Annotated in this window: 22 protein-coding genes and 1 pseudogene; 7 read left to right on the plus strand and 16 right to left on the minus strand. The window is 51.0% G+C overall.

The annotated features are described in order from the left end of the window. The coding region (locus BUE76_RS01655; RefSeq protein ID WP_143157173.1) for a hypothetical protein at positions 1-601 on the plus strand (601 nt) is incomplete at its 5' end. A 324-nt stretch (positions 602-925) separates the two neighbouring features. Here the strand turns inward: BUE76_RS01655 and BUE76_RS01660 are convergent. Both BUE76_RS01660 and BUE76_RS01665 read right to left on the minus strand, forming a co-directional pair. After that, the gene (locus BUE76_RS01660; RefSeq protein ID WP_073039412.1) at positions 926-1,246 is read right to left on the minus strand and encodes an RNA recognition motif domain-containing protein; all 321 of its coding nucleotides are present in this window, start codon (positions 1,244-1,246) and stop codon (positions 926-928) included. A 331-nt stretch (positions 1,247-1,577) separates the two neighbouring features. After that, complete coding sequence (locus BUE76_RS01665; RefSeq protein WP_073039506.1) at positions 1,578-2,588, minus strand: LacI family DNA-binding transcriptional regulator; 1,011 nt, start codon at positions 2,586-2,588, stop codon at positions 1,578-1,580. Positions 2,589-2,893: 305 nt separating this feature from the next. Here BUE76_RS01665 and BUE76_RS01670 point away from each other — a divergent pair, with 305 nt between their 5' ends. From BUE76_RS01670 to BUE76_RS01695, 6 genes are all read left to right on the plus strand, one after another. Then, the gene (locus tag BUE76_RS01670) at positions 2,894-3,772 is read left to right on the plus strand and encodes an inositol oxygenase family protein (protein WP_073039413.1); all 879 of its coding nucleotides are present in this window, start codon (positions 2,894-2,896) and stop codon (positions 3,770-3,772) included. A gap of 183 nt (positions 3,773-3,955) precedes the next feature. Next, positions 3,956-6,916 (plus strand): SusC/RagA family TonB-linked outer membrane protein, encoded by a 2,961-nt coding sequence (locus BUE76_RS01675; RefSeq protein ID WP_245798262.1) that lies wholly within the window; start codon positions 3,956-3,958, stop codon positions 6,914-6,916. A gap of 21 nt (positions 6,917-6,937) precedes the next feature. After that, complete coding sequence (locus BUE76_RS01680; protein ID WP_073039414.1) at positions 6,938-8,551, plus strand: RagB/SusD family nutrient uptake outer membrane protein; 1,614 nt, start codon at positions 6,938-6,940, stop codon at positions 8,549-8,551. A gap of 454 nt (positions 8,552-9,005) precedes the next feature. Continuing rightward, positions 9,006-10,790 carry a hypothetical protein gene (locus tag BUE76_RS01685; RefSeq protein WP_216820607.1) on the plus strand — a complete coding sequence of 595 codons (1,785 nt, stop codon included), beginning with the start codon at positions 9,006-9,008 and terminating at the stop codon, positions 10,788-10,790. 53 nt (positions 10,791-10,843) lie between these two features. Further along, a complete protein-coding gene (locus tag BUE76_RS01690) occupies positions 10,844-11,809 on the plus strand; it encodes a purple acid phosphatase family protein (protein ID WP_216820608.1) in 966 nt (321 codons plus the stop codon). A gap of 252 nt (positions 11,810-12,061) precedes the next feature. Beyond that, on the plus strand, positions 12,062-12,682 hold the full coding sequence (locus BUE76_RS01695; protein WP_143157174.1) for a protein-glutamine glutaminase family protein: 621 nt from the start codon (positions 12,062-12,064) through the stop codon (positions 12,680-12,682). A gap of 261 nt (positions 12,683-12,943) precedes the next feature. Here the strand turns inward: BUE76_RS01695 and msrA are convergent, their stop codons facing one another. The 14 genes and pseudogenes from msrA to BUE76_RS01770 form a co-directional block, all read right to left on the minus strand. After that, on the minus strand, positions 12,944-13,444 hold the full coding sequence (msrA, locus tag BUE76_RS01700) for a peptide-methionine (S)-S-oxide reductase MsrA (protein ID WP_073039417.1): 501 nt from the start codon (positions 13,442-13,444) through the stop codon (positions 12,944-12,946). Positions 13,445-13,585: 141 nt separating this feature from the next. Continuing rightward, positions 13,586-13,927 carry a hypothetical protein gene (locus tag BUE76_RS01705; protein WP_073039418.1) on the minus strand — a complete coding sequence of 114 codons (342 nt, stop codon included), beginning with the start codon at positions 13,925-13,927 and terminating at the stop codon, positions 13,586-13,588. 297 nt (positions 13,928-14,224) lie between these two features. Further along, positions 14,225-14,377 (minus strand): twin-arginine translocase TatA/TatE family subunit, encoded by a 153-nt coding sequence (tatA, locus tag BUE76_RS01710; RefSeq protein ID WP_073039419.1) that lies wholly within the window; start codon positions 14,375-14,377, stop codon positions 14,225-14,227. A 181-nt stretch (positions 14,378-14,558) separates the two neighbouring features. Next, complete coding sequence (locus BUE76_RS01715; RefSeq protein WP_216820609.1) at positions 14,559-16,637, minus strand: hypothetical protein; 2,079 nt, start codon at positions 16,635-16,637, stop codon at positions 14,559-14,561. Positions 16,638-17,103: 466 nt separating this feature from the next. Next, positions 17,104-17,511, minus strand: coding sequence for a GxxExxY protein (locus BUE76_RS01720; RefSeq protein WP_073039420.1), 408 nt, complete (start codon positions 17,509-17,511; stop codon positions 17,104-17,106). 573 nt (positions 17,512-18,084) lie between these two features. Continuing rightward, positions 18,085-18,690 carry a PDDEXK nuclease domain-containing protein gene (locus tag BUE76_RS24700; protein WP_394333549.1) on the minus strand — a complete coding sequence of 202 codons (606 nt, stop codon included), beginning with the start codon at positions 18,688-18,690 and terminating at the stop codon, positions 18,085-18,087. Next, positions 18,670-19,203, minus strand: a pseudogene (locus BUE76_RS24705) (DUF1016 N-terminal domain-containing protein); the annotation flags it as partial. The pseudogene BUE76_RS24705 and the gene BUE76_RS24700, both read right to left, overlap by 21 nt. 359 nt (positions 19,204-19,562) lie before the next feature. Beyond that, complete coding sequence (locus tag BUE76_RS01735) at positions 19,563-19,910, minus strand: DUF3024 domain-containing protein (protein WP_073039422.1); 348 nt, start codon at positions 19,908-19,910, stop codon at positions 19,563-19,565. A 282-nt stretch (positions 19,911-20,192) separates the two neighbouring features. Then, positions 20,193-21,089, minus strand: a complete 897-nt coding sequence (locus BUE76_RS01740; protein WP_073039423.1) for a helix-turn-helix domain-containing protein — start codon at positions 21,087-21,089, stop codon at positions 20,193-20,195. Between the two features lie 204 nt (positions 21,090-21,293). Beyond that, on the minus strand, positions 21,294-22,301 hold the full coding sequence (locus tag BUE76_RS01745) for an aldo/keto reductase (RefSeq protein WP_073039424.1): 1,008 nt from the start codon (positions 22,299-22,301) through the stop codon (positions 21,294-21,296). Between the two features lie 594 nt (positions 22,302-22,895). Beyond that, positions 22,896-23,780 carry a DUF5655 domain-containing protein gene (locus BUE76_RS01755; RefSeq protein ID WP_073039426.1) on the minus strand — a complete coding sequence of 295 codons (885 nt, stop codon included), beginning with the start codon at positions 23,778-23,780 and terminating at the stop codon, positions 22,896-22,898. A 176-nt stretch (positions 23,781-23,956) separates the two neighbouring features. Beyond that, complete coding sequence (locus tag BUE76_RS01760; RefSeq protein ID WP_073039427.1) at positions 23,957-24,880, minus strand: restriction endonuclease; 924 nt, start codon at positions 24,878-24,880, stop codon at positions 23,957-23,959. A gap of 19 nt (positions 24,881-24,899) precedes the next feature. Beyond that, entirely contained in the window at positions 24,900-26,378 is a 1,479-nt protein-coding gene (locus BUE76_RS01765) for a class I SAM-dependent DNA methyltransferase (RefSeq protein WP_073039428.1), read from the minus strand. 98 nt (positions 26,379-26,476) lie between these two features. Continuing rightward, complete coding sequence (locus BUE76_RS01770; protein WP_073039429.1) at positions 26,477-26,806, minus strand: AlbA family DNA-binding domain-containing protein; 330 nt, start codon at positions 26,804-26,806, stop codon at positions 26,477-26,479. Positions 26,807-26,905: the final 99 nt, after the last annotated feature.

Below are 26,905 nucleotides of genomic sequence, written 5' to 3' on the forward strand. Positions count from 1 at the left end.
TATGCAAACAGGATTTCACCGTTGGATGGGAATGGTTGTATTAAGCATGGTTTGCTCCGGCGGGCTACGGGCCCAGCAAAGCGGGGAAGCCAAACTGCTGTATTGGAGCCCCGAGCGGCGCCTCAGCTTTGATGATTTTGGCGGCAGGCGTAAAACAGGCGACACCATCTTCATTTACCGCAATGCAAAGCCCGATGTACACCGGCTGGGCACCATCTCCACGGCCATCGACGTACATGTAAAAAAAGAACGCAAGCGCACCACTTTTACCATCCGTGCCGTGATGAATGCCAATGCCTCCTGGATCAGGGCAGAAGGCGACAGCATCACCCTGCGCCACGAACAGGGGCATTTTGACATCACCGAGATCTATACCCGCGTGATGCGGCGCGAAATGCGGAAGGCACGCTCCCACAAAGATTCCGAAACCATCTACGAAGCTGTGCTGGCTGCCGAGTCGGCCGAGCATGCGCAATATGATGCAGCCAACACCTTTGAAAACGGCGGCATCACCCGCGCCTGGTCCGATCAGATTGCCCGCCGCCTAAAGGCACTGGCCCCTTATAACAACCCTAAATTGGTACATGCGTGGGATAAATAGGCTGTTAGTATTGGGCTGTTGGCTGGGAAAGTTGTGGTCCGCTGCAACAGTGCTCGTGTAGATAAGCAGGCATTCCATAGCCAGAGATGCCGGGTATAGGAGATGCTGTGTATAGCAGGAGATGCTGAAACAAGTTCAGCATGACAGTGTCTGCAGGTTCTGTCATGCCCAACTTGTTTCGGCATCCCCTGTTGTACACGGGTACTCTGAAAAAAGCAGGATATTCCAACTAAAGTCTGAATGCCCCACATCCACTAACCACACCTTTTTACAACAAAAAAGCCCCGGAGAACCGGGGCCTTCAATACTATACGTAAGCGGGTATTAATACCTGTTGCGGTTGTTGCCATAACCACCGCCACTGTTTCCGCCACGGAAACCACCACCACCTGAAGGACGGTCTTCCTTCGGCTTGGCTTCGGTAACCTTGATGGTGCGGCCATCAATAGAAGCTTCGTTCAGTTCGGCAATAGCTTTTTTGGCAGCAGCGTCGTCGCTCATTTCCACAAAGCCAAAACCGCGTGAACGGCCCGACTCGCGGTCAGTGATTACTTTGGCAGAAGTTACAACGCCATAAGGGGTGAAAAACTCCTGGAGGTCCTGGTCTTCAACATTGAAGCTCAGATTGGAAACATAAATGTTCATGATCGATACAATAAATAGATAAAAGATGCTTGAGTAAGGCAGGAAGTAAGAGACTGACTTAAGTGCGGTTAAGGCAAATGAGGCGGCGGTTACTGATGCGAGGCTCAAATTAACTTGGTGAAGGTAGGTGTTTATATATAGCTGCAAGAAAAGATTTGCCAATGCTTTGGTAAAGCTGTTTTGGGGGTGCCCTGCAGGGCTGCATGCCGTTTAATGCAATTGCGGTAACCCTTTGGCGATATTGAAGTGTGTGCAACAAAAGCAGACCTTCAGCAACATGGCGCAGGGTATGAAAAATACAGAATAAAGCACCAAAGCGTTTTTTAACCCTTCAATTGGTTGATCCTCTTTTCACCAAAACAGATGGTATAACGATTCGCTCATTCCTGATGGCCAGCTTCTTCTTCTGCAAAGCTTTGAGCAAAATAGCGGCAGCGGTTCTGCCAATTTCGAAAGCAGGCTGTGTAATAGTGGTTAAGGAAGGCGATAAGATAGAGGCAATATCCAGGTTGGAAAAGGTGATCACTTTTAATTGCCCCGGGATGGAAATATTCAGCTCCTTGCAAACATCGTAAATAGAGGAAGTCAGCTTTTCGATGGATGCAATAATGCCATCGGGTCTTTCTTCCTGCTGCAATAGTTTCCTGACCATGCCAAGGTTGTACTCGGGGTGGTTGGAGCACTGTACCACCGTATGTTTCGATGGATCGATGTTGTGCTTAACCAGTGCTTCCAAATAACCGTTCCTGCGGTCATTGTTTATGGAAAGGTGCCTGGATGTAGACAGATAAGCAATGTGTTTGCAACCTCTCTCCAACAGGTGCTCCGTTGCTTTAAAACTGCTTTCAAAATCATCCGTAACCACCTTTGCCGTTTCTGTTTCCTCCAACACCCGGTCGAAAAATACAATGGGGATATTACGGTCGCGCAAAGCAGTGATGTGGTGACTGTTGGAGGTCTCGCTGGAGATGGACATCAACACACCATCAACACGGCCACTCTTGATCTCGTTCAAAATCATGCGCTCTTTATAAAAGCTTTCATAAGTAAGATAGATCAATACATGGTAGTCTACATTCTGTGCGATGCTTTCGATGCCTTTGAGTGCTTGTGAAAAAAAGGAGTCGGCAACCTCCGGGATAATTACCGCGATGGTATTGCTACGCTTCTTGCGCAAACTGCTGGCATTGGGGTTGGGCGTGTACTTGTATTTACGTACGCCCGCCAGTACTTTCTCCCTGGTAGCGGCACTGATCTCATGGCTATTGCTCAACGCCTTTGAGATTGTTGAAATAGACACACCAAGTTTCTGCGCCAGTTCTTTGATCGTTATGTCGCCCATGTTCTTCTCCACGGCTTGTAAATCTGAAGCCCGGAACACGGAAACTACGAAAACGTTTTCTTAGTATTTCAGCCGTTACGTTTTTTCCGTTTCAAAAATCAACCATATTAGTACCGGTATTTACACCAACCAACGACCCAATACACAACTTGCCATGTTGCCCACTCCTTCCTTTTTCGGGTGCCACAACACCATATGCCTACAGGCAATATCACCTGGCAGGGTACATGATGCCCCTGCAACACATCCGTTTCCCATTGTGTCTTTCCAACACTTCACGCAACACACACCAATAATCACCAACCATGAGTAATCAGGATAACACCTACCTGTCGCCCTTAAAGAGCCTGGATGAATGGGAAGACGACCTGCTGCGGCGCTACCCGCAACCCGATGCCATTGCAAAGGATAAGGAAGTAGACGCATTCAGAAATTACAAAGAACCCGCACGCGACTCGGTGCGGGAGTTTTACCGGCTGAACCACCAGTACCAGACCTTCGACTTTGTGATGCGCAAGCGGGAAGAGTTCCTAAGCTTCGACCGGAAAGAGATGACCGTTTGGGAAGCTTTTGATTTCCTCAACCAACTGGTTGACGACTCTGATCCCGATACGGATTTAAGCCAGTTTCAACACCTGCTGCAAACATCCGAAGCCGTACGCGCCGATGGTCACCCCGACTGGATGGTACTTGCCGGCCTGATGCACGATATGGGTAAAGTGCTGTGCCTTTTTGGCGAGCCGCAGTGGGCTGTTGTAGGCGATACCTTTCCTGTAGGTTGTGCCTACTCCGACAAGATCGTGTATCCTGAATTCTTCAAAGAAAATCCCGACTACAACAACGAGCAATACAACTCGAAGTATGGTATTTACACCCCCAACTGTGGATTGAAAAACGTGTTTATGTCGTGGGGCCACGACGAGTATATCTACCACATGATGAAGGATCATTTGCCCGAGCCGGCCTTGTATATGCTGCGCTACCACTCCTTCTATGCACAACACCGCGAGCAGGCTTACGACCACCTGCTGGACGAACACGACCAGCAAATGTTTGCATGGGTAAAGCTGTTCAACTCTTATGATCTCTACTCTAAAAGTGCAGTACCGCCTGATTGGGAGCAACTGCAACCCTATTATGTAAACCTGGTGCAGAAATACCTGCCACAGACACTCAGGTTTTAAACCCGTTTATAACGATACAGCGATCCTTTCTCGCGGTTGATACCGCGTTACTGTCCGTATGCTGTCCGCTAAAAAAGTCAACTGATCAAACCAAGTCATATGCATGAATTGAAAATGCCACTAGCACCAAGCAGGAACAATAAGCGCACGTTCTTATTGATGCTGTTTTTTTTATGTACCAGCATGGGTATTTCCTATGCACAGGAAGTACAGGATATAAAGGGTACCGTTACCGACAGCAAGGGCCAGCCTGCCATTGGCGTAACCGTTGTGGTGAAAGGTTCCAGCAAAACAGCACTGACCGATGAGAACGGTGCCTTTACCATCAAGGCGGCACCATCGGCCACGCTAAGCTTTTCGGCCATCAACTATGAGCCAAGGGAAATGAAAGTAGTAGCCGGAAGCCCACTAAGTGTAGTACTCACCGACAAGATTGCGCAAATGAATGAAGTGGTGATGGTAGGTTATGGCCGCAGTTCGCGCAAGAACCTGTCCAGTGCGGTTACCAGCGTAAAACCCGAAGACCTGAACCGGGGCGCCATCACCGATGTGGGCCAGCTGCTGCAGGGCAAGGTGCCGGGCCTAAACATCTCCGCCAGCGGCGATCCCAACAGGCCCGCCGCCGTGGTATTGCGCGGTGCTTCTACCCTCAACAGTTCGCAGTCGCCTTTTTATGTAATTGATGGTGTGCCGGGTGCCGATATCTCCGTGATCGCACCCGATGATATTGCTTCCATCGATGTATTAAAAGACGCGGCCGCCACTGCTATTTATGGCAACCGTGCCGCCAACGGCGTGATCATGGTTACCACCAAGAGGGGCAGGAAAGGCCAGGCGGTTGTTACCTACAGCAGTTATGTAGGACTGGAAAAAGTTTCCAACGAACTGGATATGATGAATGCCGCCGAGTTGCGGGCATTTATTGCCGCCAATGGCCAATCTTTATCGCCCAACGACGACAAGGGCGCCAATACCGACTGGCAGCAAGTGGTGCAGCGTTCATCGGCCACTTCGCACAACCACAACCTGAGCTTGAACGGCGGCGGCGAGCACTCCACCTATAGTGCCAGCCTCAACTACGTGGACCGGCAGGGTGTGCTGCTGAAAAGTTCGCTGCGCCGGGTGATTGCACGACTGGCCATCGAGCAGTTTGCCCTGAACGATAAAGTGCGGTTTAGCCTAAACGTTAGCAATAGCAATAGCAATGCATCCGGCACGCCGCAACGCAACTCCGTGTTGCAGCAGATGGTGAGCTACCTGCCGGTGTCGCCGGTGCGCAATCCAAATGGATCTTTTTTTGAAAACTGGACCAACACGGGTTATTTCAACCCTGCTGCCCTCATCGAGTACGGGCAGGATGATACCAAGTTCAATAACCTGATCGGGAGCTTCAATACACAGGTAAAGCTGCCTTTTGGCCTTACCTACGACCTGAACCTCTCGTACCAACAGGGTACCAGCCTCCATGGCGAATACTATGGCAGCTATTATTCCAATTACAACAGCGCCAACTTTTATTACAAGCCCGATCCACCGCTGGTACACTCCCTGCTCAACTTCGGCACCAACGGTTCGGCCCTGCGCAATACCTACCAGAACACCAATAAGATCCTGGAAACCTTTCTTACCTGGGACCGCAAGTTTGGCGGCCACACCATCAACGCTGTGCTGGGTTATTCGTACCAGGACAATATCACCGGTGAGGGTTTCCAAACTTCGGCCACCAATTTCCCGGTGGATAATGTTGGGTACAACAACCTGTCGTTGAGCAACCCCTACGCACTGCCCACCTACCGCATCAACTTCGGCTCACCCGGTGTGTACCAGGAAACCCGCCTGATCTCCGACTTTGCCCGCCTGAATTACAACTACAGGGATAAATACCTCCTGCAGCTTTCCGGCCGCAGGGACGGCAGTTCGGTTTTTGGCGCCAACAAGCAATGGGGTTACTTCCCTGCCGTGGGTGCCGCATGGCGCATCAACCAGGAAGGGTTCATGCAGGACCAGCGCTTGTTCAGCGACCTGAAACTGCGGGCCAGCTATGGCGTTACGGGTAATGCTACGGGCTTCAATGCCTATACGGCGCAGATCATCTCCGGCACCCTGGGCAGCTTCTACTACAACGGCAACGTGGTGAATGCTTACGGACCTACGCAGGCCGACAACCCCAACCTGCAATGGGAGAAAACCGCTACCACCAACCTGGGTTTGGATTTCACATTCCTGAATGGCAAGATCAGCGGCTCGCTGGACCTTTACGACAAGAACACCACCGGTATGATCTATAGCTACCGTGTTGATCCCATACTGGTACCCAATGGCAATATCGTTGCCAATGGCGGCAGCATGCGCAACAGGGGCATCGAGCTCATGCTGAGCGCAACACCGGTGCGTACCAAAAACTTTAACTGGACCTCTTCACTCAACCTGGCCAGCAACAACAACGAGATCACCAGCCTCACCAACCCCCTGTTTTCGGGTGGCGACTCGGTACGCCTCACCCAACCCGAAGGCGCGGGGCAAACCGGCAGCACCCTGCAGATCCTGAAATCGGGCAGGCCGCTGGGACAGTTCTTTACCCTGAACTATGCCGGTAAAAACGACCAGGGCATCTCGCAGTATTACGACCGCGATGGCAAGCTCACTACCGCACCCGCCATCGGCAGGGACTACTTTTACATGGGTAGCCCGCAGCCCAAACTGCTGCTTGGTTTTACCAACACCCTGCGTTATCAAAACTTTGATTTGAACATCTTCTTCCGCGGTGTATTTGGCAACAAGATCTTCAATGCCACCCGTGCCGACCTGTTCCGGCCCAGCACGGCGCAGTTCACCAATATCCTGAAAGATGTTGCAGGCGAATCAAACAAGGATGTAAATGCCTACCGCTACTCGAGCCGCTTTATCGAAGATGGCAGCTATGTGCGCCTGGACAACGCCACGCTGGGTTACAACTTCAACAAGTTTTCGCAGTACATCAGGACCCTGCGGGTGTATGCATCGGTGAACAATGCATTTGTCATTACCAAATACACAGGCATCGACCCGGAGATCAACCAGGGCGGCATTGCACCCGGTGTTGACGCCGGCAATTTCTATCCCAAGACAAGGACCATCCTCTTTGGTGTAAACGTTTCATTTTAACCTTTCGGAAAAAGTACTGCAATGAAAAAGCTATTGAATAAATCATGTTTCCCCCTGGTGCTGCTTTGCGCCATGGCATCCTGTCATAAGATCGACGTGCCCATCAAAACGGAATTGACGCCGGAAGTTTTCCCGCAAACCCCTTCCCAGTTTACACAAGCCACAGGGCCCGCTTATGCGGCCCTGCGGGGCAACTTCTCGCTCGACTACTGGTTCATGCAGTCGCTGAGCACCGACGAAGCCATCCTGCCCGCAAGGGGCGGCAACTGGTACGACAACCAGAACTACATCAACCTGCACTTACACAACTGGACAAAGGACCATGGCAATACCAACGGTACCTGGAACTGGCTTTCAGTAGTGATTGGCACCACCAACCAGGCACTGTCCATCTTAGGCCAAACAATGCCTGAAGATGCCAGTAAGCAAACCACGCTGGCCGAGTTGAAAATGGTTCGCGCCATTGCCTATTTTATGATGATGGACCTGTATGGCAATGTGCCGATCGTTACCACCTACGGCGATTTTCAACCCAAGCCAAACGTGGCGAGAAAAGAGGTTTTCAACTTTATTGAAAGCGAGGTAAAGGCCAGCCTGCCTTACCTGAGTGCTGCTGCTGGTACTGCCACTTACGGGCGGGCCAACAAGTCGACGGCACATGCCCTGCTGGCAAAGATGTACCTCAATGCCGAAGTGTATACCGGCACCCAGCGGCTCAACGAATGCATTGCTGCCAGCGACAGCGTGATCAGTTCGGGCCTGTATGCCATCGAGCCCAGGAGCAGCTACCTGAAGATGTTCTATCCCAACAACGGGCCTTCGATGAAGGAGTTCATTTTTGCCATTCCCTACGACCCGGCTTTTGTAAACCTGCCCGGCACCAATGGCTTTATGTACCATGCCCGCTACGATGTGCCCCGGTCGATGCGCACCCGGTTTACCCTGCCCTATACACCTAGTTCGGCACGCAGCACCCTGCCCGAGTTCTATGCCCATTTCAACGATCCCAACGATGTGCGCAACCAGCAGTGGCTGACGAGCGCCCAGTTCAACTACAATGGCACACCGGTAACCGTTACCACCACCAAGAAGGGCTACGACCAGTTTTATACCGGCGCCGATGGCAGTGCGCCTTTTACCTACCAGGTAACCCTGGCACCTAAGATAGAGCTGCGCGAAAGTGTGGCCGCCTTCGATCTGGGCAACGACGAGATCTCCTGGAACATGGGCTATCGCAACGTGAAGTTTTACCCCGACAGCATCTCTACTTCGCGCAACCAGAGCAACGACGTACCCTTCCTGCGCTATTCGGATATCCTCCTGATGAAGGCCGAAGCCATCCTGCGCGGCGGCACCGCAACCCTGGGCCACACAGCGGTAGACCTGGTAAATATGGTACGATCCAACCGCACCACATCGGCACCATTAACCGCCATTACATTGGACGAGTTGTATGCGGAACGGAACCGCGAGTTTGCATGGGAAACCTGGCACCGCAACGACATGATCCGCTTTGGCAAATTTGAAAGCGCATGGGGTTATAAAACCGATGCCGATCCCCGCAGACGCATCTTCCCCATTCCTACCAGCGCCATGATGGTGAACCCGGCATTGGTGCAGAACCCAGGGTATTAATTCAAGGAAATGACTTGCGACTTAGTATACATATCAGGGCTGCAAGGCCCTGATATTTTATTTGTAGCATTGCCTTGTGCTATTTTCAATTTGGCAGTTCAGTTTATTCGCTGGGCGGATGTCATGCCGACGTCGAGGCATCTCCTTGCACCTCCGAGTACCCCTGTATACAAGGGGATGCTGAAACAAGTTCAGCATGACAGTGACCTCAGGTTCTGTCATCCCGACGCAGGTCGGGATCCCCAGCTTATACCGGAGTACTTGTGTACATAAGGAGATGCCGAAACAAGTTCGGCATGACAAACTCCGAAATTATTGTACTACCTAATTGAAACCGTATTACATCCATTTAAGTTGGTTGTTCCCTTATCAATAAAACCTGGAACCTGCAACTTGCAACTGTTATTATCAGCCTATATAATTTTTACAACACCTGTACACCACTATGCGTAACATGAACCGCGGAACCTTCCTGAAACAAACCCTGAAAGCAGGTGCTTTTGTGCTGATCCATCCCCTGTTGTTTACAAAAGCAAGTGCCCAATCTTCACCTTACAAAAATGATTTGCTCGATAGGCTGGTGACCACCAACGATGCACAGGTAGCAAAACTTCTACAAACCAATTTCGACCAACGCGAGTTCAACCGCCGGCTGGCTTACGACCTGGTATTGCTTATCGCATCCTATTGCTGTACCCCTTCCAAATACTACCAAAGTGCTGAACTGCTGGTGCCGATGCAAAAATTATCGCAGCACCTGGCAAATGCACAAACACCCGATGGCACCATCAATGTAGGTAACCTGGAATCGCCGCCCGACACGGCCTTTATCGTGGAGATCGTTTCACCCGGTGTATCTGTGCTGCAAAAAGAAAATAGCACGGCACTATCCGGGTTGAAGAACCAGCTACAATCTTTTTTGCAGAAAGCCGGCGATGCACTGGTAACCGGTGGCGTGCACACACCCAACCACCGCTGGGTGATCAGTGCGGCACTGGCGAAAATAAATGCACTGTACCCCCACCCTAAATACGTAGCACGGATCGACGAGTGGCTGGATGAAGGCATTTATATCAACAAGGATGGCAACTACCCCGAGCGGAGCCGCATCTACTCTTACGTAGAGAATACCGCTTTTGTAACCATCGGTAGTTTACTAAAAAGGCCCGCTCTTTTTGAACCGGTGCGCCGAAACCTCGATGCCACCTACTACTACATGGAGCCCAACGGCGACCTGATCACCAACGACTCCCGAAGGCAGGACCAGTACGCCTGGATACAACCCGATGTGAACACGCCAACCAACATGCTCAATTATTATTTGCTGTACCGCTATATGGCCATCAAGGACCGGAACCCTAACTATGCTGCCATCGTGGCCCTGGTGGAGCAAATGAAGGGTTTTGAAGAACGCGTGCTGAACAGGGAGCTGATTCATTTCCTCGAAGAGCCCTTGCTCCAACAAGACCTGCCAGCGCCTGCAACACTCCCGGTACAATACGAAAAGCTTTTTGCGCAATCCCAACTGTTGCGCATCCGCCGCAACGAGGTAACGACCACCTTTTTTGGCGGCACCGACCAGCCGCTCACCATTGCTTCAGGCCGCTCCAGCAGCCCCGATTTCTTCGGCTTCCGCAAAGGCAATGCACTGCTCCAATACATGCGCTTTTCTGCCGGCTTTTTCAGCATGGGCTATTTCTACAGCGATGGCCTGCAGAAGGTGGGTGATAAATATGTACTGCACCAAAAGCTGCAAGCACCTTATTACCAGCCGATGCCCAAAAACCTCAGGAAAGGAGACGGCGATTACCTGTTGTCCGAAAGCACCGACGGCCGCTTCTGGAACAAGATGGATTTTAAGCAGCGCCCCGTCAGCAATGTAAAGACCCTGGAAACCACTATTTCCTTGAGCGAAAACGGCGGCCGCAACCTGCTCCAATTCGATGTAAAAGGACAGGCCGGCGTGCAGGTAACCATCGAGCTTTGCTTCAACGAAGGCGGCCAACTCACCGGCGTTTCGGAAGCCGGCGATGACAATTTCTTTTTGGAAAAAGGGATGGGGCAGTATGCCTTTGGCGGCGATACCATACAGTTTGGCCCGGGTGCGGTAAGCCACAAGTCTATCCGCAACCTGGAAGGTGAAAGGTATAGTACGCATTTCGGTAGTTTGCGTACCAAGGGCATGCATGTTTATATCACCGGTACCACGCCGTTTACCCATCAACTTACATTCAGCTAGATCAAATTTTTACCCGTAGCATTATGGTGTTTTGTTCCAAAATGAAAACTGTTTTGTTTTCCCTTTTATTGATTGCCCATACAAGTGCAAAGGCGCAGGTTTATATCCGGGAAAATGCAAAAAGCCAGCAGGCCGATTCCGTACTGACCACCAGGGCAGGCGCCCTCAACTTCCTGGCCATGGGCGACTGGGGCCGCAATGGCGCCGACCACCAGAAAGAAGTGGCTGCACAAATGGGTAAAACGGCCGCAGCGGTCAATGCAGGTTTTGTGGTGTCTACCGGCGACAATTTTTATCCCAGCGGCGTGATCAGCGAACAGGATCCCCTGTTTCGCTATTCCTTTGAAGACATTTATACTGCCTTCCCCTTGCAATGCGACTGGTACCTGATACTGGGCAACCACGATTACAAGTCCAACCCCGATGCACAGGTAGCCTATTCAAAAATCAGCCGCCGCTGGAAGATGCCGGCCCGTTATTATGCCAAAACATTTGCCATCAACGGCGATACTACGCAACAGGTGCTGCTGGCATTTATTGACACCAACCCGCTCATCGCTGAGTTTTACAAAAACGCGGAGTACGGCCCCAATGTGCGTTCGCAGGATTCTGCCCGGCAAAAACAGTGGCTCGATGGCTTGCTGCGCCATACATCAAAAAACATCCGGTGGAAGATCGTAGTAGGCCACCATCCTTTGTACACAGGCGGCAGCCGCACGGAGGGTTATGATACAAAAGCCGTGCGTGCTTCGCTAAACAGCATGCTCGATCAGCATGGCGTGGACCTGTATCTGTCGGGGCACGAGCATAGCCTCCAACACCTGAAGCCCGCAGGAAAAACGCACCATATCATATCGGGCGCCGCTTCGGAAAAAACCGCGGCAAGGCTGGTTCCGGAAAGCCTGATGGCGGCATCGGCCTATGGTTTTTGGGTCTTTTCGGTTACCGGCAATGAGTTGTTGGCACAGGCGGTTGACGACAGGGGAAAAGTGATTTATAAAACCGCGATCAGGAAGTAGGCATCAAAGCCTGTAGTGTTACATATATCCTTTACGAGCGTTACAAGCACACTGCACATCTGCGCGCAATGATTTTGCCAGGCAAATAAGGGTTTGCTTTCGTATCCCTAACACAATGGGTATTCGAGGTTTTGTTGCAAGATGGAAGGTCTTTGATATCTTGGCGAGCGGGAGCGAAAGCTAAGGAGCGGCCTTTCGCCATGCAGGCATCCATACCGGGTATCATTGTAACCTTAAAACAGGCAGCGCATCTTGAAAACACTATTTGACGGCCAATTGTCCGACCTGATCGATATGGGCAATGGCCTATCCATGGCTGCGGCCGAACAGCTCTTTAGCTATGTACAGCACTGCTCCCTGTTTCGGTGGCAGGACCGCAACAACGACTGCGAAGACCGCGCTAATGCCCTCTGTATGCTGCTGGAAAAATGGCAGGTACCCAACTGTAAAGGGTGGGTATTTGGTGGCATGTTTCTCAACAGGGGCATTGGCGGGCTCACCAACAACTGGAACTACCATGTAGCGGCCACAATACCGGTGAACATAGACGGCACTATGCATTTCCATGTGCTGGACCCCGCCACGACTGCACACCTGCAACCTTTGGCGGTGTGGGCCGACAACGTAACCGACTACCCATACAGCCATTACCTGGTGAAACAAAGCCGCTTCTATATCTTTCCATCGGCACCCATCCTCCGCGACAACTGGCATGAACGCGACCGCCAGAATTTCAAATGGACCATGCAGGGTCTTGCCGGCATCAATGGCGTTTCCAGAACCGGTAAGGCGCAACTGGTGTTCAACAAAGCCAGGATCCGGAAAGCTGAAGCAGCGTTCAAGCGTTTATTGAACCAGCCGCCTGTTATTTAATCGCTGCTTATAACAAGCATGCGGACCGGTGCAGGGGATGCCGACCTGCGTCGGGATGACAGCATCTAAGAACGCGGTCCCAGTAATTTGCATTTGCAGCTGCCGAAAAGGCTCAGTATCGGCGCCCTCGTGTGCCGTCATTGGCTTGGGTTTAACCAAGCAATTACAGAAAGCAGCACGCCCTTGAAGATGTGGACTACCCTAAAAAACCAACGCCCCGTACCACCAGGTACAGAGCGTTGAAAAAAAGTACTAAAAAGCCTAAGCCGTTTTCGTTTCCTTCAGCTGCCACTCGGGCCGTACGTAATGACAGGTATAGCCATGCGGATGCTTCTGCAGATAAGCCTGGTGCTCTTCCTCTGCATCCCAGAAATCGCCCGCCGGCGCTACCTCGGTAACGATGGGGCCAGGCCAGATACCGGAAGCATTCATTTCGGCAATCAGCTGCTGTGCCGTTGCTTTCTGCGCCTCGTCGAGGTAATAAATTGCCGAGCGGTACGACATCCCGATATCATTGCCCTGCCGGTTGCGGGTGGTAGGGTTGTGTATCTGGAAAAAGAATTCCAACAGCTTGCGGTACGACATGATGTTGGGGTCGAAACTGATCTTGATGCCCTCAGCATGGGTGCCGTGGTTGCGGTAGGTGGCATGGGGCACATCGCCGCCGGTATAGCCTACCCGGGTTGCTTGCACGCCGGGCAGTTCGCGGATCAGCTCTTCCATCCCCCAAAAACAGCCACCGGCCAGTATTGCTTGTTCCATTTATTGAATGTTTGTTGTAAAGAAAACAAGTTTAGCGCCAAAGGGTTGGAAGATGGGATGGGAACACGGATGGAACGGATTAGAACGGATATCCGTCTTCATCCGTTTTATCCGTTCAATCCGTGTTCCTATCCTTCCCCGCTAAACGCCTACCAGGCTGATATTCGTTGGATTGGACAATTTAAAATCTTCTTCCCTGGGCTTCAGCAGTTCCAGCCCGCGGCCTTTATAGCCCTTGGTATATCCTTTCACACGAGCCTCGAAAGCTACCCTTTTGCCCACATGGTGCACCACGGTGGCCAGCTGTTTGCCAATGGTAAACCACACATGGCCCGTTACCAGCTCGCCGGCTTCGTTCCGCACATCCGTAAACAATACCGTTTCGGAGGGTGGCCCCTTGAAATTGTTCTTTTTGCCCAGCCTTGCTATGGTAGCCGTGAACTTCGTCCGGGTGCCTTCGATCTTACCGAGTTCCTTGCGCATGTTCTGTGCTTGTACTTTAAGGCATAAAAATAACCAGCACGGGGCTGGTTAAAAGATTTTGGTGTTGGTTGAAAGGCGACAGGATTATATCCTACTGGGTTATTTGTTATCATAGTCACTGTCATGCCGAGCTCGTCCCGGCATCCCCTTCTACACACAGGTACCTTGAGGGTCGCAGGGGATGCTGCGACGTCAGCATGACAGAACCTGAGTAGACTGTCATGCCGAACTTGTTTCGGCATCTCCTTCTGTAAACAGGTACTTCGAAGATGGATCAACAACCGCAAAGCATGCCTGCTAATCCCTATCCTTCCGCTTGCCATCCTTGCCTTCAGAGAACTCATTGATGCCTTTACCAATCCCCCGCATCAGCTCGGGAATTTTACGGGCACCAAACAACAACAGGATCACGGCCAGGATCAACACGATTTCAAAAAAGCCAAAGCCCATAATTTTTGGTTTGGAGTGAAGGTTGAAAGTAAGGATAATTGGCGAGGGAGGGGAAAGCTTTTGGCTTTTAGCTGCTGGCCTTTAGCTACTGGCCCCTAGCTTCTAGCTACTAGCTGCAAGCTACAAGTAGAGGCAACCCCACTTGCAGCTTGCAGCTAGTAGCTTGCAGCCATACCAGCGCTTACGGCACAAATACCACGTTGTAAGTTTTCACCACGCCCTTGTAATCAAACTTAACCACGGCGGTTCCGGTAAGCGCGGACGCCTGGGTGATGGATACCTTCACAGCAGGGTTGCTGGCCGTAGCGCTGATCACAGGCACCGTGGTGGTACCGGCAGGAATCTTATAATTAGCCTGGTACAGGTCGTAACCCACGATGCCATTGGCATTGGTACTCCGTACCGGTGTTGCGGGGATGCTTACCGCCTGCCCGCTAGCCATGATGCTCACCGTGGGCACCACGGGGCGCACCAGCTTTTTGTTTTTGGCACTAAAACCCAGCCCGGCGAGGTCGAACAGCACATCGCCATCGGCGCCTTCCGCTACCAGGTAAATGGCGTGCTTTTGATCGAGTCCGTCCACGTATTGTGCCACGTCGGCAGTGAACTGGGTCACTTCCTGGGCCGCATTGGCAGGCACCTGGATTTCGGCGATCTTTTTTCCTTTCCAGGTAGCATTGTCCCAGGGCCCGTCGAGCCAAACGGCCACTTTAAAGGCCTTGTCGGTTTTAGGGGTCAGGAAGAGGTTGAAGGCGGTGCCGTTGCCCTTCTTGGTACCGGCAAAGGGTTTCAATCCTTTCTGCGCCCTGGCCAGTCCGCCAAAACCAAAATACTTGTAGCCGACGATATTGCCATTCTTCACCTTTTCGATGGGCATATGGTTGTCCCAGATATCCCAGGAATCCTGCTGGAGACTAGGGTTGGAGAGGTAGGCGGCATAACCCGCCGAATAGTACTGGTAGGGATCGAGGCCATAGAAATGAAACCCTTCCGAGGTCACTTCGGCACCCTTGTACTCGCGGCCCTGGCTGTCCTTGGCCGTCCACAAACCGTTAGGCGCATAGGGATCATAGCCCCTGATGGAAACGGTACCGCCCTGCGCTATCGGCTTTTCATCCCACTGGATGCTTACCGGCGCTACCACGGGCTGGCGGGCAAAGCCAAAACCACGGGGAGGACGGTGGTAAAACACGTACCACTGGCCGTTGATCAGCTCGATGCTGCCGTGGGTATTGTGGCCCGAGTTGGTGGTTTGGATGGCCGATCCGTCCTGGTTGAGTACGGGGGCACGGGAGTCTACCACCACGCCGCCGCTCTTCCAGGGTCCCAGGGGTGAATCGCCATAGGCATAGCGGAGGGTGGAGTTGGAACTGCCCACGCCGTACTCGGGGCCCGAGTAGCCGCTGAACACGGTCACGTATTTATTGCCCACCTTGCGGATGGACGATGCTTCAAAGAAATTAAAGGTGCCCAGGTCCTCGTTGGGCAGGATCTGGGGATAAGTGGTACCTGCAGGCTCGCGGAGCACGCCATAGCGCGAGCTGGCGGGCAGGAGGTAGCGGATGGGCTCGGTGCCGGGGCGGAGCGAGTACATCGTGTTCTGGTCGAGCTGGGCCGCCGAGGAGCGCTGGAAACCCCAGAACCCATAGGCCCTGAACCCGATGGCATAGTCGGGGTCCTTGGGATCGGTTACATACTCGATATACACGGCGGGGTCGAAACCCAGGATGCTACCCGGAACGGTACGCTTGCCGTCTTCGGTGAGGTTGACGGGGGTAAAGGGGCCGTCGGGGCGGCTGCCCTTACACACCATGGCCTCGCGGTTGGGGCCGCGGCTATGGGGATAGAGGTAGTATTCTTTTTTGCCGTTCTTGCGTTTCACTTCCACCAGGTCGGGGGCATACATCACGTCCCACTGTCCGTCTATCTGGTAGGTAAAGATGGGGCCTTCATCGCGCCAGCTGGTGAGGTCCTCCACCGGCGCCGACCAGGCACGGATATCCGGACCGCAATAGCTGTTCACCCTTAGGTCGTGCGACCCGATGATATAGGCCCGATACTTCCCGGGGTTGTCGGGGTCTTCAAACACCCGGGGCTCGCCATCGGGCACATGCTCCCAAAGGGGCAGGTAGGGGTTACCGGCTTGCTGGTGTACAAACTTCTTCATCTTGGATTGGGCTGCTGCCTGCTGCGCGTTTGCGCCTGTTGCGCCAAACAGGGCGAGTACGGCAAGCAATAAGGTCAGGTGTCTTTTGTTCACACCCCGTGCACATGATTTCATAATGGACTCCGCTGCCGGGAAGCTACCCCCCGGCTTTTGTTTTAGGTTGATGACAAGCAGGAAGGGTTCTCTATCAGCACCTTATCCAGGCGCTGGGGAGGGAACCGTTCTTTGCAGGCGCAACCTAAATTGGAGTAGGTAATTGAAAGGGTGGATTTGGGGAAGAATAGGGTAAAAATGTTTGCGCAGGCTTATAGTTCGATTGCTTTACCGCTTTGCCATGGAAACAAAATTGTCCTTGATCGTTCAGGTCGGAAAACCAGGGCCGCCATTGTTGGTGTGAAGCAATGCCGCCAGTGCGTAAGCGCACCAACAGCAGGAATGTAGCCAACGCCAGCGTTGTTGGTACAGCTGCCACACCACACTAAGCAGAACACCAATAACGGCGGAATCTTTTTTATCCGTGTTCCATCAAATAGAAAGCGGGTAGATACGGCTTACGGTGTTACTGAAACTTTGTATTGTGCGCCAGCTTTTTGCGGTCATTGGTAAATACCTTTCGTTTGAACGCCGGCTTCGGACCGAAATTCAGGAGCAGCCCCACCTCTACAGGGGTTGCCCGCAAGTAATTAACCAATTGGTACTCAAACTCGGGTACAACCACCTCGGCAGCTTTCAATTCGAGGATCACTGTTTCGTTCACCACCAGGTCGGCGTAATACTCGCCAACCTCTCTGCTTTTGTAAAAAACGCGAATCTGTTTTTGGGCTTCTACAAAAAATCCCCGCTCCTTCAGTTCCATATACAGGGCATTCTGGTATACCCGCTCCAGGAAACCATAACCCAGTTCGTTGTACACATCGAAGTAAACCTTTAGGATGCTATCGGTGAGGTCTTTGTGCAGTAGTTCCATAACCCGGTATTATGATAGGAAAATTGCTTTATTATAGGTTGGAACGCTAATGACGCGGATGCTTTACAACACGGATGGATACGGATTTAATCCATGCAAAATCCGCGTTGGCACATCCGTTTTATCCGCGTTCCAACCTCCCTAAATTCCATAGCCACTCCGGCTACAGAAATTTACTTTATTACAAGGGTAAATACAACACCATGGGACTTTCCATTCACTACAGCGGCAAGCATCCAAGGCTGTAGACAAAGCAGGCACCGAGGCTCCCGGAATGGACGGAATCAGCATAAAGTGCTGAAGTTTTATTGGAACGCGGATGACGCCGATGCAAAGCAACGCGAATAAGCACGGATTTCATCCGCAATAATCCGCGTTGGCACATCCGCTTTATCCGCGTTCCATACCCCCCTGATTCGCTAGGCACTTTTTAGCCGCTGTTGGTGTTGCAGCGAAGGCAGTTGTGCATTGGCCCACCAACAGCATGGATTTAGCACCCACCAGCCTTGTTGGTGCAGCTGCCTCACCGGGCAGGGCGGAACACCAACAAGGGCGTATGCAGTTAGTACCTGGTTAGGAAGCAAGATCATTCAAACTGTTTTCAATGTCTTCGATGGAAGGCAAACTTCCTTTCAGTTCGTCCGGAATGCTTTCGGTAAGCTGGTATTCGCTCACACCAATGGGTTTGGCAATACCCCGCAAGGCGTATTCTACCCTTGGCCTGCCGCCAGTGTTGCGGCAAAGTAGCATGCCAATCGTGGGTTTATCATCGGCGGCCTTTACAAAATCATCCACCAGGTTGAGGTAAAAATTCAGTTTGCCGGCATACTCGGGTTTAAAATCGCCGGCTTTCAATTCAATCACCACATAACAGCGGAGACGGGTATGGTAAAAAAGCAGGTCCAGGGCATATTCGTCGCCTTCCAGCCGCAGCTTGTACTGGCGGCCCATATAGGCAAAGCCCTGTCCCAGTTCCAACAAAAAGGCGGTGATGTGCCGGATCAGCGCTTCTTCAAGGTCGCGCTCTTTGGCAGATTCACCCAGGGTGAGGAAATCGAAATTGTACGGGTTTTTTAATAGTTCGTGGGCCAGGTCGCTTTGGGGCTGGGGCAAGGTAGCGGCAAAATTGGTAACGGCTTTTCCCCTGCGCTGGTACAGTCCGCTCTCTATCTGGTGCACCAGTATATTACGGCTCCAGTTGTGGGTGGCGGTCTCAGCCAAATAAAACAAAGCTTCATTTACATCCTTGCATTTGGTTATTACCTGGAGATGGTGGCCCCAAGGGATACTGGCAAACAAAGCAGGTAGAGGGGCAACAAACTGTTGCCCGTTTCCGTCCCTTGTTTAAGTAGCCTGTTGTACACCCGTATAATATTGGCCATCAATGGCTTGCAATTGGGCAACAAGTTGTTGCCCAATTGGATTTTGATAAAACAAAAACCAACGACGAATATATTTCAGGTTAGTAAGTGAAAATCCTTTTACATCTGTAAACGCATTCATTAAGTCGTTGGAAAGCTTTTGTAGCCAGCCTTCACCCCAGGCCGCATGCTTTTCTTTTTCCAAAATTTCAGCAGCCAGTTCCCAATACAAGGCAATAAGTTCTGCATTTACCTTCAAAGCGGCTTTTACCTGCGCAGCTTGTATGCGGCTTTTGAGGTCAGCCAGCCAGCTTTTGTATTCTGGATTCATATAACCTGATATCGAAGTTTTTGAATTTACTATTAATCTGGCCCCTGCTGGGCAAAACCCCAACACTGAAAAGCTCCAGCAATTGGCATAAGGGTTCCAAGCTGCCTCATTCCTCTTTTCCGCAACACCTTGTGGCCGCTATTGGTGTTGTGTCGAAGCTAATTGAGTGCTTGCTCACCAACAGCATAGGTTTTGCGCACTCCGGCGTTGTTGGTGCAGCTGCCACACTGTACTAAATTGAACACCAACAACAGCGGAAGGAATTGCTGGTATAGTACTTTCTGTTTGCCGCTGGGTCTTGCCACAAAGCTTTTATACAAAACATCCTGCATAGACGCTGCCGATCGCAAGGCAACCATCTATCCCCTAAAACAATGATGCGGATCTTTGGTTACTTCCAATAAAAACCGCTGGAGATTTCCAGCCCATTGCAGCGGCTCGTATACCTGCCACTTGCCACTTGCCCGATGCCAGTAGATGTTCCATTGTTTTTTACTTTCCACCCAGGTAGCTTTGGCGAAATCGTGGTGAAGAATAACCGAATGATCATTCCATTGAGGCCGGATCTCAAAAATAAAGAGGGATAGGCCGTCAAACCGCCAGCCAAGGTCTAATTGGGCCCGCATGTGCTCGGGCGGACGGCGGGCAGCGATGTATACATCCATTAGCGTTGTTATACTGTCGATTTGTTCGGAAGTAAAGGCCATAGATTGTAAAAATAGAAAAGGGCACTCGTTTAAATTTTCCTGCTCATAACGATGGCTAACCCAACTCTTTCCACAGCACATTGGGCTTTACAGCAACTGAATCGGCATCCAGTAGGATGCCGATTCAGTTAGATATGTACTTATAGCCAATGTAGGTATTGTGACGAAGTTAATTATGCGTTGGCTCACCAACAGCATAGGTTTCGCGCATTCAAGCGTTGTTGGTATAATTGCCACACAGGGCGGAAGCGGAACACCAATAAAAAACAGCAGACCTTTCCCCTAATTGAACGACTGCCGAAACTCCAGCGGGCTTTGCGCCGTTTTGTTTTTGAACAATTTGCTGAACGACTGTGCATGTTCGAAGCCCAACGCATAGGCTACTTCTGCAACGGATAGCGAGGTAGTAGACAGTTTTTCCTTGGCGTGCTGGATCAGCTTTTCATGGATATGCTGCTGTGCGTTTTGCCCGGTTAAGGTACGGAGCATGTCGCCCAGGTAGTTGGGCGAGAGGTGCAGTGCCGCCGCTACCTGCTGTACGCTGAGCAGGCTTTTTTCCTCCGCTTCGCCTTTAGTAAAATAAGCGTCCACGATTGCTTCAAACCGGGTCAGCAGGTCGCTTTGGGACGCCTTGCGGGTGAGGAACTGCCGCTCATAAAAACGGTTGGCATAAGCCAGCAACAAGTCGATCTGCGATACCAGGATGTCCTGTGTATGCCGGTCAATGTGCCGGCACTCCTGTGCAATCTTGTTGATGAGGGCAACGATATCTCCTTCCTCTGCCGCGGAAAGGTGCAGGGCCTCATTTACCGCGTAAGAGAAGAACCCGTACTGTGTAATGGTTTTTGCCAGCGGGTGCTTCAGCAACAGGTCGGGGTGGAAGAACAGGAGCAAACCGGCACCGCACTCCAGGTTGGACAGATCCAGCGATTGCACCTGGCGGGGTGCCGTAAAACTCAGCACACCTTTGTCGTAATCGTATAATTGCTGGCCGTACCTGATCTTTCCCTTTACATCATGCTTTAAGGCAATACAGTAAAACTGGGTGATGAACTGGTCCCAGGTGCCATCGGCCGCGTACCGGCAGTCTTCCGACCGGGCAACACTTACCAAAGGGTGCAGCGGCTCGGGCAAGGACGTGAGCCGGTGAAACTGGGTGATGGTTTGGATGTTGGTCATGTTGTGAAATTAAGAGCGTAAGGGTGAATGGTCCATGTACAATGGACCATGGACAATAGACCATGGACAAAATTGGATTGCTGATTTCTGATTTTTTACTTCTCTTCTGCTTGTCACCTGCCCACTGACGATTGACGATCGCCCATTCACCACTCACCACTCACCACTCATTACTCATCACTCATCCCTCATCACTCATCTCACTTAGTCCAGCAACCCCATACTAAAATCATCATACCGGTTGCCGGTATCGATCCCCAGTGGTACAATGCTTTCGAGGCTGTCCATTTCCGCCTGGCTCAGCTCCACCGAAGCAGCGGCCCAGTTTTGTTCCAGGTACTTCCTGCGCTTGGTGCCGGGTATGGGCAAGGCGCCTTTATGCATAGCCCATGCCAGTGCCAGTTGCGATGGCGTGATGGCCTTCTCTTTTGCCATTGCTTCGATGGCCTGCAGCAGCTCCAGGTTTTTACCAAAATGCTGCGGTTGAAAGCGGGGAATACTGCGCCGGAAATCATCGGCCGGCAAATCGGCGATGCTCCGGATGGCGCCGGAAAGAAAGCCCCGGCCCAAGGGCGAATAGGCAACAAAGCCGATGCCCAGGTCAGCCATCTCTTGCATAATGCCCCGGGCTTCCACCGTCCGTTCAAACAGGGAGTATTCCGTTTGCAGGGCCGTGATGGGATGCACGGCATGGGCCTTCCGTACCGTTTCGGCCGACATCTCCGACAAGCCCAGGTAACGCACCTTTCCTTCCTTTACCAGGTCGGCCATGGCGCCTACGGTTTCTTCAATTGGTGTGTGCTTATCCAGCCGGTGCAGGTAATACAAATCAATATAGTCGGTGCCCAGGTTTCTGAGCGACCGCTCCACCGATTTGCGTACGTACTCCGGCCGGCCGTTGATCTGCCAGGTTACCTGCCCGGCATCGTCTATTTCCCAGCCAAATTTTGTGGCAATGATGTACTGGCTTCGCTGGGCCCCCACCGCTTTTGCCACCAGCTTTTCATTATCAAAGGGACCGTACAGATCGGCCGTGTCCAGGAAGTTGCCACCCAGTTCAGCCGAGCGATGGATGGTGGCAATGGCTTCCCCTTCATCTGCGGGGCCATACATATGTGCCTCCCCGAAACCGGTCATACCCATACAGCCCAGGCCCAGGCTCGGCACTTGCAAACCCTGTGTTCCCAGTGCTATCTTTTTCAGTTGTTCCATGTTGTGCTATTTAGTACACAAAGGTGGGCCGGCACAGGAGGCTTGCTGTGTTCAGATCACGGATGGTTGTAGCCGTTTTACGGGTGGGTAGTGGGATGGAGCCCGGGGGCACTGGTGAGCCGCTGCACCACCAGCATACGTTCATGATCGCTAAAATGTCGTCGGTATGACAATCACACTCAGATAGGCGGGACACAAACAGCAGCGAAAAACACCAAAAAGGCGAAATGCATCCTAACGTCTGTGTTTCATCAACAATAATCATTCTTTGTTAGAAGATGAAGCATAGAGTGGATAGGACTTGTTATATGCGTTAAGCCTAACGCACGTAGTTTACTTGGGCCACAATCATACCATTCCGGATTAAGAGTGTAACCTTCAATTGCAATCAGGATTTTTGAAAACTTGATTTTGGTAGGCTGACCGTTTTCTCGATCAACAACTATCTCGTTTTTATTGTGGCGTATATAATTGAATCGGTTGTAGTTTGCATATTGGCTGAATCCTTGGTCTAGCATCTTCTGCAGGACTCTACCCAAAAGTATTTTTGGATCCATATTGGTTTTTAAATAAAGATTTTTGTCAAGTTTTTTTCTAAAGTACATCCTTGTACGACTGCTCGATCAGGGACATGATGTAGTCCAATTCATCTTTACTTTTAAGATAAACACGCCGATCCATTGTCCATCTATAAGTGTCTGGCACCTTTTCAACAATCTGTTTCGGGTCGTTATAATTCACAGGACGCAGAAGAAGCTTGATTGCTTTTTTTGTGATATGAACCTCTGCAAAGTTTCTGGAAAGCTGGTAAGCAACATAGTAACTCGTATGCTTCTCCGTGATATTTTCATCCATTTGCAGGATTCGGCTTCTGAGTTCTTCAAACAATTCATTGATTGTAGAACTAACATCTGGAACTTGAGGATTGACTAAAGCTGCACTTACAATAGGCTTGCCTGCCTTCTCCTTTTCCTGTGCCCTTTCAACGTTATTCAATGGCTCAAGGCTAAACAGCCCCCGTTCATACATACGGTATTTGAATAACTCAATACGCATCGGGATAACCTCCACAGTGTCCAAATCGAACTTACTATAGCTCTCAGCAATGCAAATCACCCTTGGGTTATCCCAATCAATTTTGATCTGCTCCGCCAGTTCCTTACCAAGCTTCTTGATCAGCAGCATTTCAAAGAATTCGACCTTCTGCGCTTTAAGCCATCTCAAATAAGACAGCCCTTGGTTGATCACGTTCTCATTTCTACTCAACTTGTATTCAATAATCACAGGAGCACCGTCTGCATCAACTGCAAGCGTATCGATACGCCCACCAAAAGTTGTTACATACTCACTTGCCAAGAAATGCATATCCAGTACTTCCAACAAGTTGTTCTCTACAAGTGTTTGTAACGATTTCTCATTATTTACTCCGGCAATCTTGAGCTTTCTATACTTGCCCTGTTCCTCAAAAAATAATGGCATCAGCTTAAGTATTTAGGTAAATCGTTAGTAAAAAACATCATTGTTGCACTATTTCGGATTAGGCACCACTTTAAAATGACCGAACGCAATACATTTAATTAAATAAACAATTAGAGTAGGCTGCTTTGACAGGTATGTTCAAAAACGAATGAGTATAATGCACAACCACCGAGTCACTAAAGATCGTCGAAGAAGTCATTATCAAGCGCCTTTACCTGATAAACTGTCTTAATCTGAACACCAACGTTGTAAGTAATGGCATACTCCGCAAGTTGTTTTCCATCAATCAGAATAATTCGGTTTTGCGGATTCATCTGAACCGTTTTGATAGCATCAGCAGTAAATTCCGAGGTTGTGATGAAAATTCCTTTGTTCGTTCCTCTAAGACTTAAGGAACCAATGAAGTCCCGAACATCTTTAGACTGAACCTTAGCATCACTCCATCGTTTAGCTTGAACATAAACCCGGTCAATCCCTAACTGGTCCTGATAAATAATTCCATCTATTCCGTTATCACCAGATTTACCAACCACTTCGAAATTCTCCGCGTTAACACCGCCGTAACCCATCTTGGAAAGCAAACGCAAAACGAAAAACTCAAAATAGTCTGCAGGTTTGCTCTTCAGCAGTTCCAGCAATTCAAGAGACAGCTTTTCATTGATTGTACCAATTGTCACCCCAATTACTTCTTCAGGTGTATTCGAACTTGGCTCTAAAGTTGGTTTGGCAGGATCGGCTGGTTGGGAAAAAGATCCCTGCCATTTTTTATAGGCATCAAAACTTTTGAGATAAGCAAGATTGATGTTATCAGTTTTAGCTTCAATTACCTTTTTACCGCTTTCAGTAATTTGGTAAACAGCCCTTTGTGGATAGTAAAGTAATCCTGCATTTTTTAAATAGGTGATTGCCCATGTAACCCTGTTTTTGAAAAGGCGTTGTTGTCCAGAGGGAACGAGGATGGCTAGATCCTCTTCAGTGAGTTTAAAAACCGTTGCCAGCGATGCAATCACCTCTGAAAGGGTATGGGGCTGACCGTCACCTAAATGTTTTAATAGCGGAAGCATGATTGACTGGAAGTCTGGAATTTTATTAGCGCTCATCAGCGTATATGGTTTGGGTTTATTTTTTCAACTGCGCAATAATAGCCCTGAACCCCTCCAACGCACTCTCCAAATTCTCTACAATCTCTTCCGCCAGTTCATCGGGATCGGGTAGGTTGTCGAGGTCGGCGAGGGACTTGTCCTTGAGCCAGGTGATGTCCAACGAGGTTTTGTCGCGGGTGATGATTTCTTCGTAGGGGTATTTGCGCCAGCGGCCTTCGGGGTTGTTGGTGGGATGCCAGGTTTCGGTGCGCTGGTGCCGGTTGGCGGGGTTGTAGCAGGTGACAAAGTCCTGCAGGTGTTCCAGCCTTAACGGGTTCTTCTTGAGGGTGTGGTGTACGTTGGTGCGGTAGTCGTAAAACCAGATCTCCCGGGTTTGGTGCTCCTTGCTCGAAGGTTTGTTGTCGAAGAACACCACGTTGGCCTTGACGCCGTTAGCGTAGAAGATGCCGGTGGGCAGGCGCAGGATGGTATGTACATCGGTGGTTTCCAGCAGGCGCTTGCGCACCGTTTCGCCGGCGCCGCCTTCAAACAACACGTTGTCGGGGAGCACCACGGCAGCCTGGCCGGTGGGTTTGAGCATGGCGCGGATATGCTGTACAAAGTTGAGCTGCTTGTTGGAGGTGGTGGCCCAGAAGTCCTGGCGGTTATAGGTGAGGTCTTCCTTTTCCTGCTCGCCGGCTTCGTTGGTAAAGGTTTGGCTGCTCTTTTTGCCAAAGGGCGGGTTGGCCAGCACATAATCGTAGCGCTGCGCTGGTGGCGCAATCAGGGCATCGGCAGGCGAAATGGAGTTGTCGCTGTCGATATCGCCGATGTTGTGCAGGAAGAGGTTCATCAGGGCCAGGCGGCGGGTGCCCGCCACAATCTCGTTGCCCCAGAAGGTGTTGAACTTAAGGAAGCGTTTGGCTTCCTTATCGAGGCTGTGGTTGTGCGTGATAAAGTCGTAAGCCGACAGGAAGAAGCCACCGGTACCGCAAGCCGGGTCGGCAATGGTTTTAAGCGGCTCGGGGCGTACACACGCCACCATGGCACTAATCAGCGGCCGGGGTGTAAAGTACTGGCCGGCGCCGCTCTTGGTGTCTTCGGCGTTCTTCTCCAGCAGGCCTTCGTAGATATCGCCTTTTACATCGGCATCCATGAGGGTCCAGTTCTCGGCATCAATGAGCTGTACCAGCTTGTACAGCTTGGCGGGGTCCTGGATCTTGTTCTGGCTCTTGGTAAAGATCTGGCCCAGGATGCCCTTGCCCTTGCCCAGCTCGCGGAGCATGGTGGTGTAGTGGCCTTCCAGTTCCGCGCCTTTGAGCACCGTAAGGCTTTGCCAGCCGTACTCGGGCGGAATAGGCAGGGTGCGGTTATAAGGCGGCTTGGTGTACTCGTGGGCCATCTTCAGGAAGAGCAGGTAAGTTAACTGCTCCAGGTAGTCGCCATAGCTTACCCCATCATCGCGGAGGGTATTGCAGAAGGACCAGACTTTGGATATGATTTGGTTGGTGGACATGTGTTATTTGTGAAAGATGTCGAGGTATTGTTTAAAAGGCAAGAACGGCTTTTATAAGACCTGTTACCTACCCATATTTAAGTTTAAGCGGGTTTAAGTTAAATACAGCCATTTATATTTAAGTTTCGGGCACTCAAGATTAAAATCAGCAATTCCACCTCGGGCGACCCGTAAAAGGGCGAAGACAGCTTTTGCCCGTTGTTGGCATTGGTGGTGAGCTCGGCTACCATACGGGCCGCTTCCGACTCTAGCACGCCTGCCACCTGCCCATTATCCTTTACTCCCAGCAACAGGTGCCCGCCCCTCCGGTTCAGAAAGGCGCAGACGGTTTCAAAAGTGGACTTGGGCAGCTCAAAAAAAGCTTCCTTGAATTCCACTTCGATGCCCTCGCCGCGGGAAAGGAGAGATTTGATGCCTTTGGCCGTCATTAAGTAAAACTACATCTTGAGTGAATTGAACCAGTATCACGAAGGGTATTGCAGAAGGACCAAACTTTGGATATGATTAGGTTGGTAGACATGGAAACT

This window comes from Cnuella takakiae (assembly GCF_001953305.1).
Lineage (GTDB): Bacteria > Bacteroidota > Bacteroidia > Chitinophagales > Chitinophagaceae > Flavisolibacter > Flavisolibacter takakiae.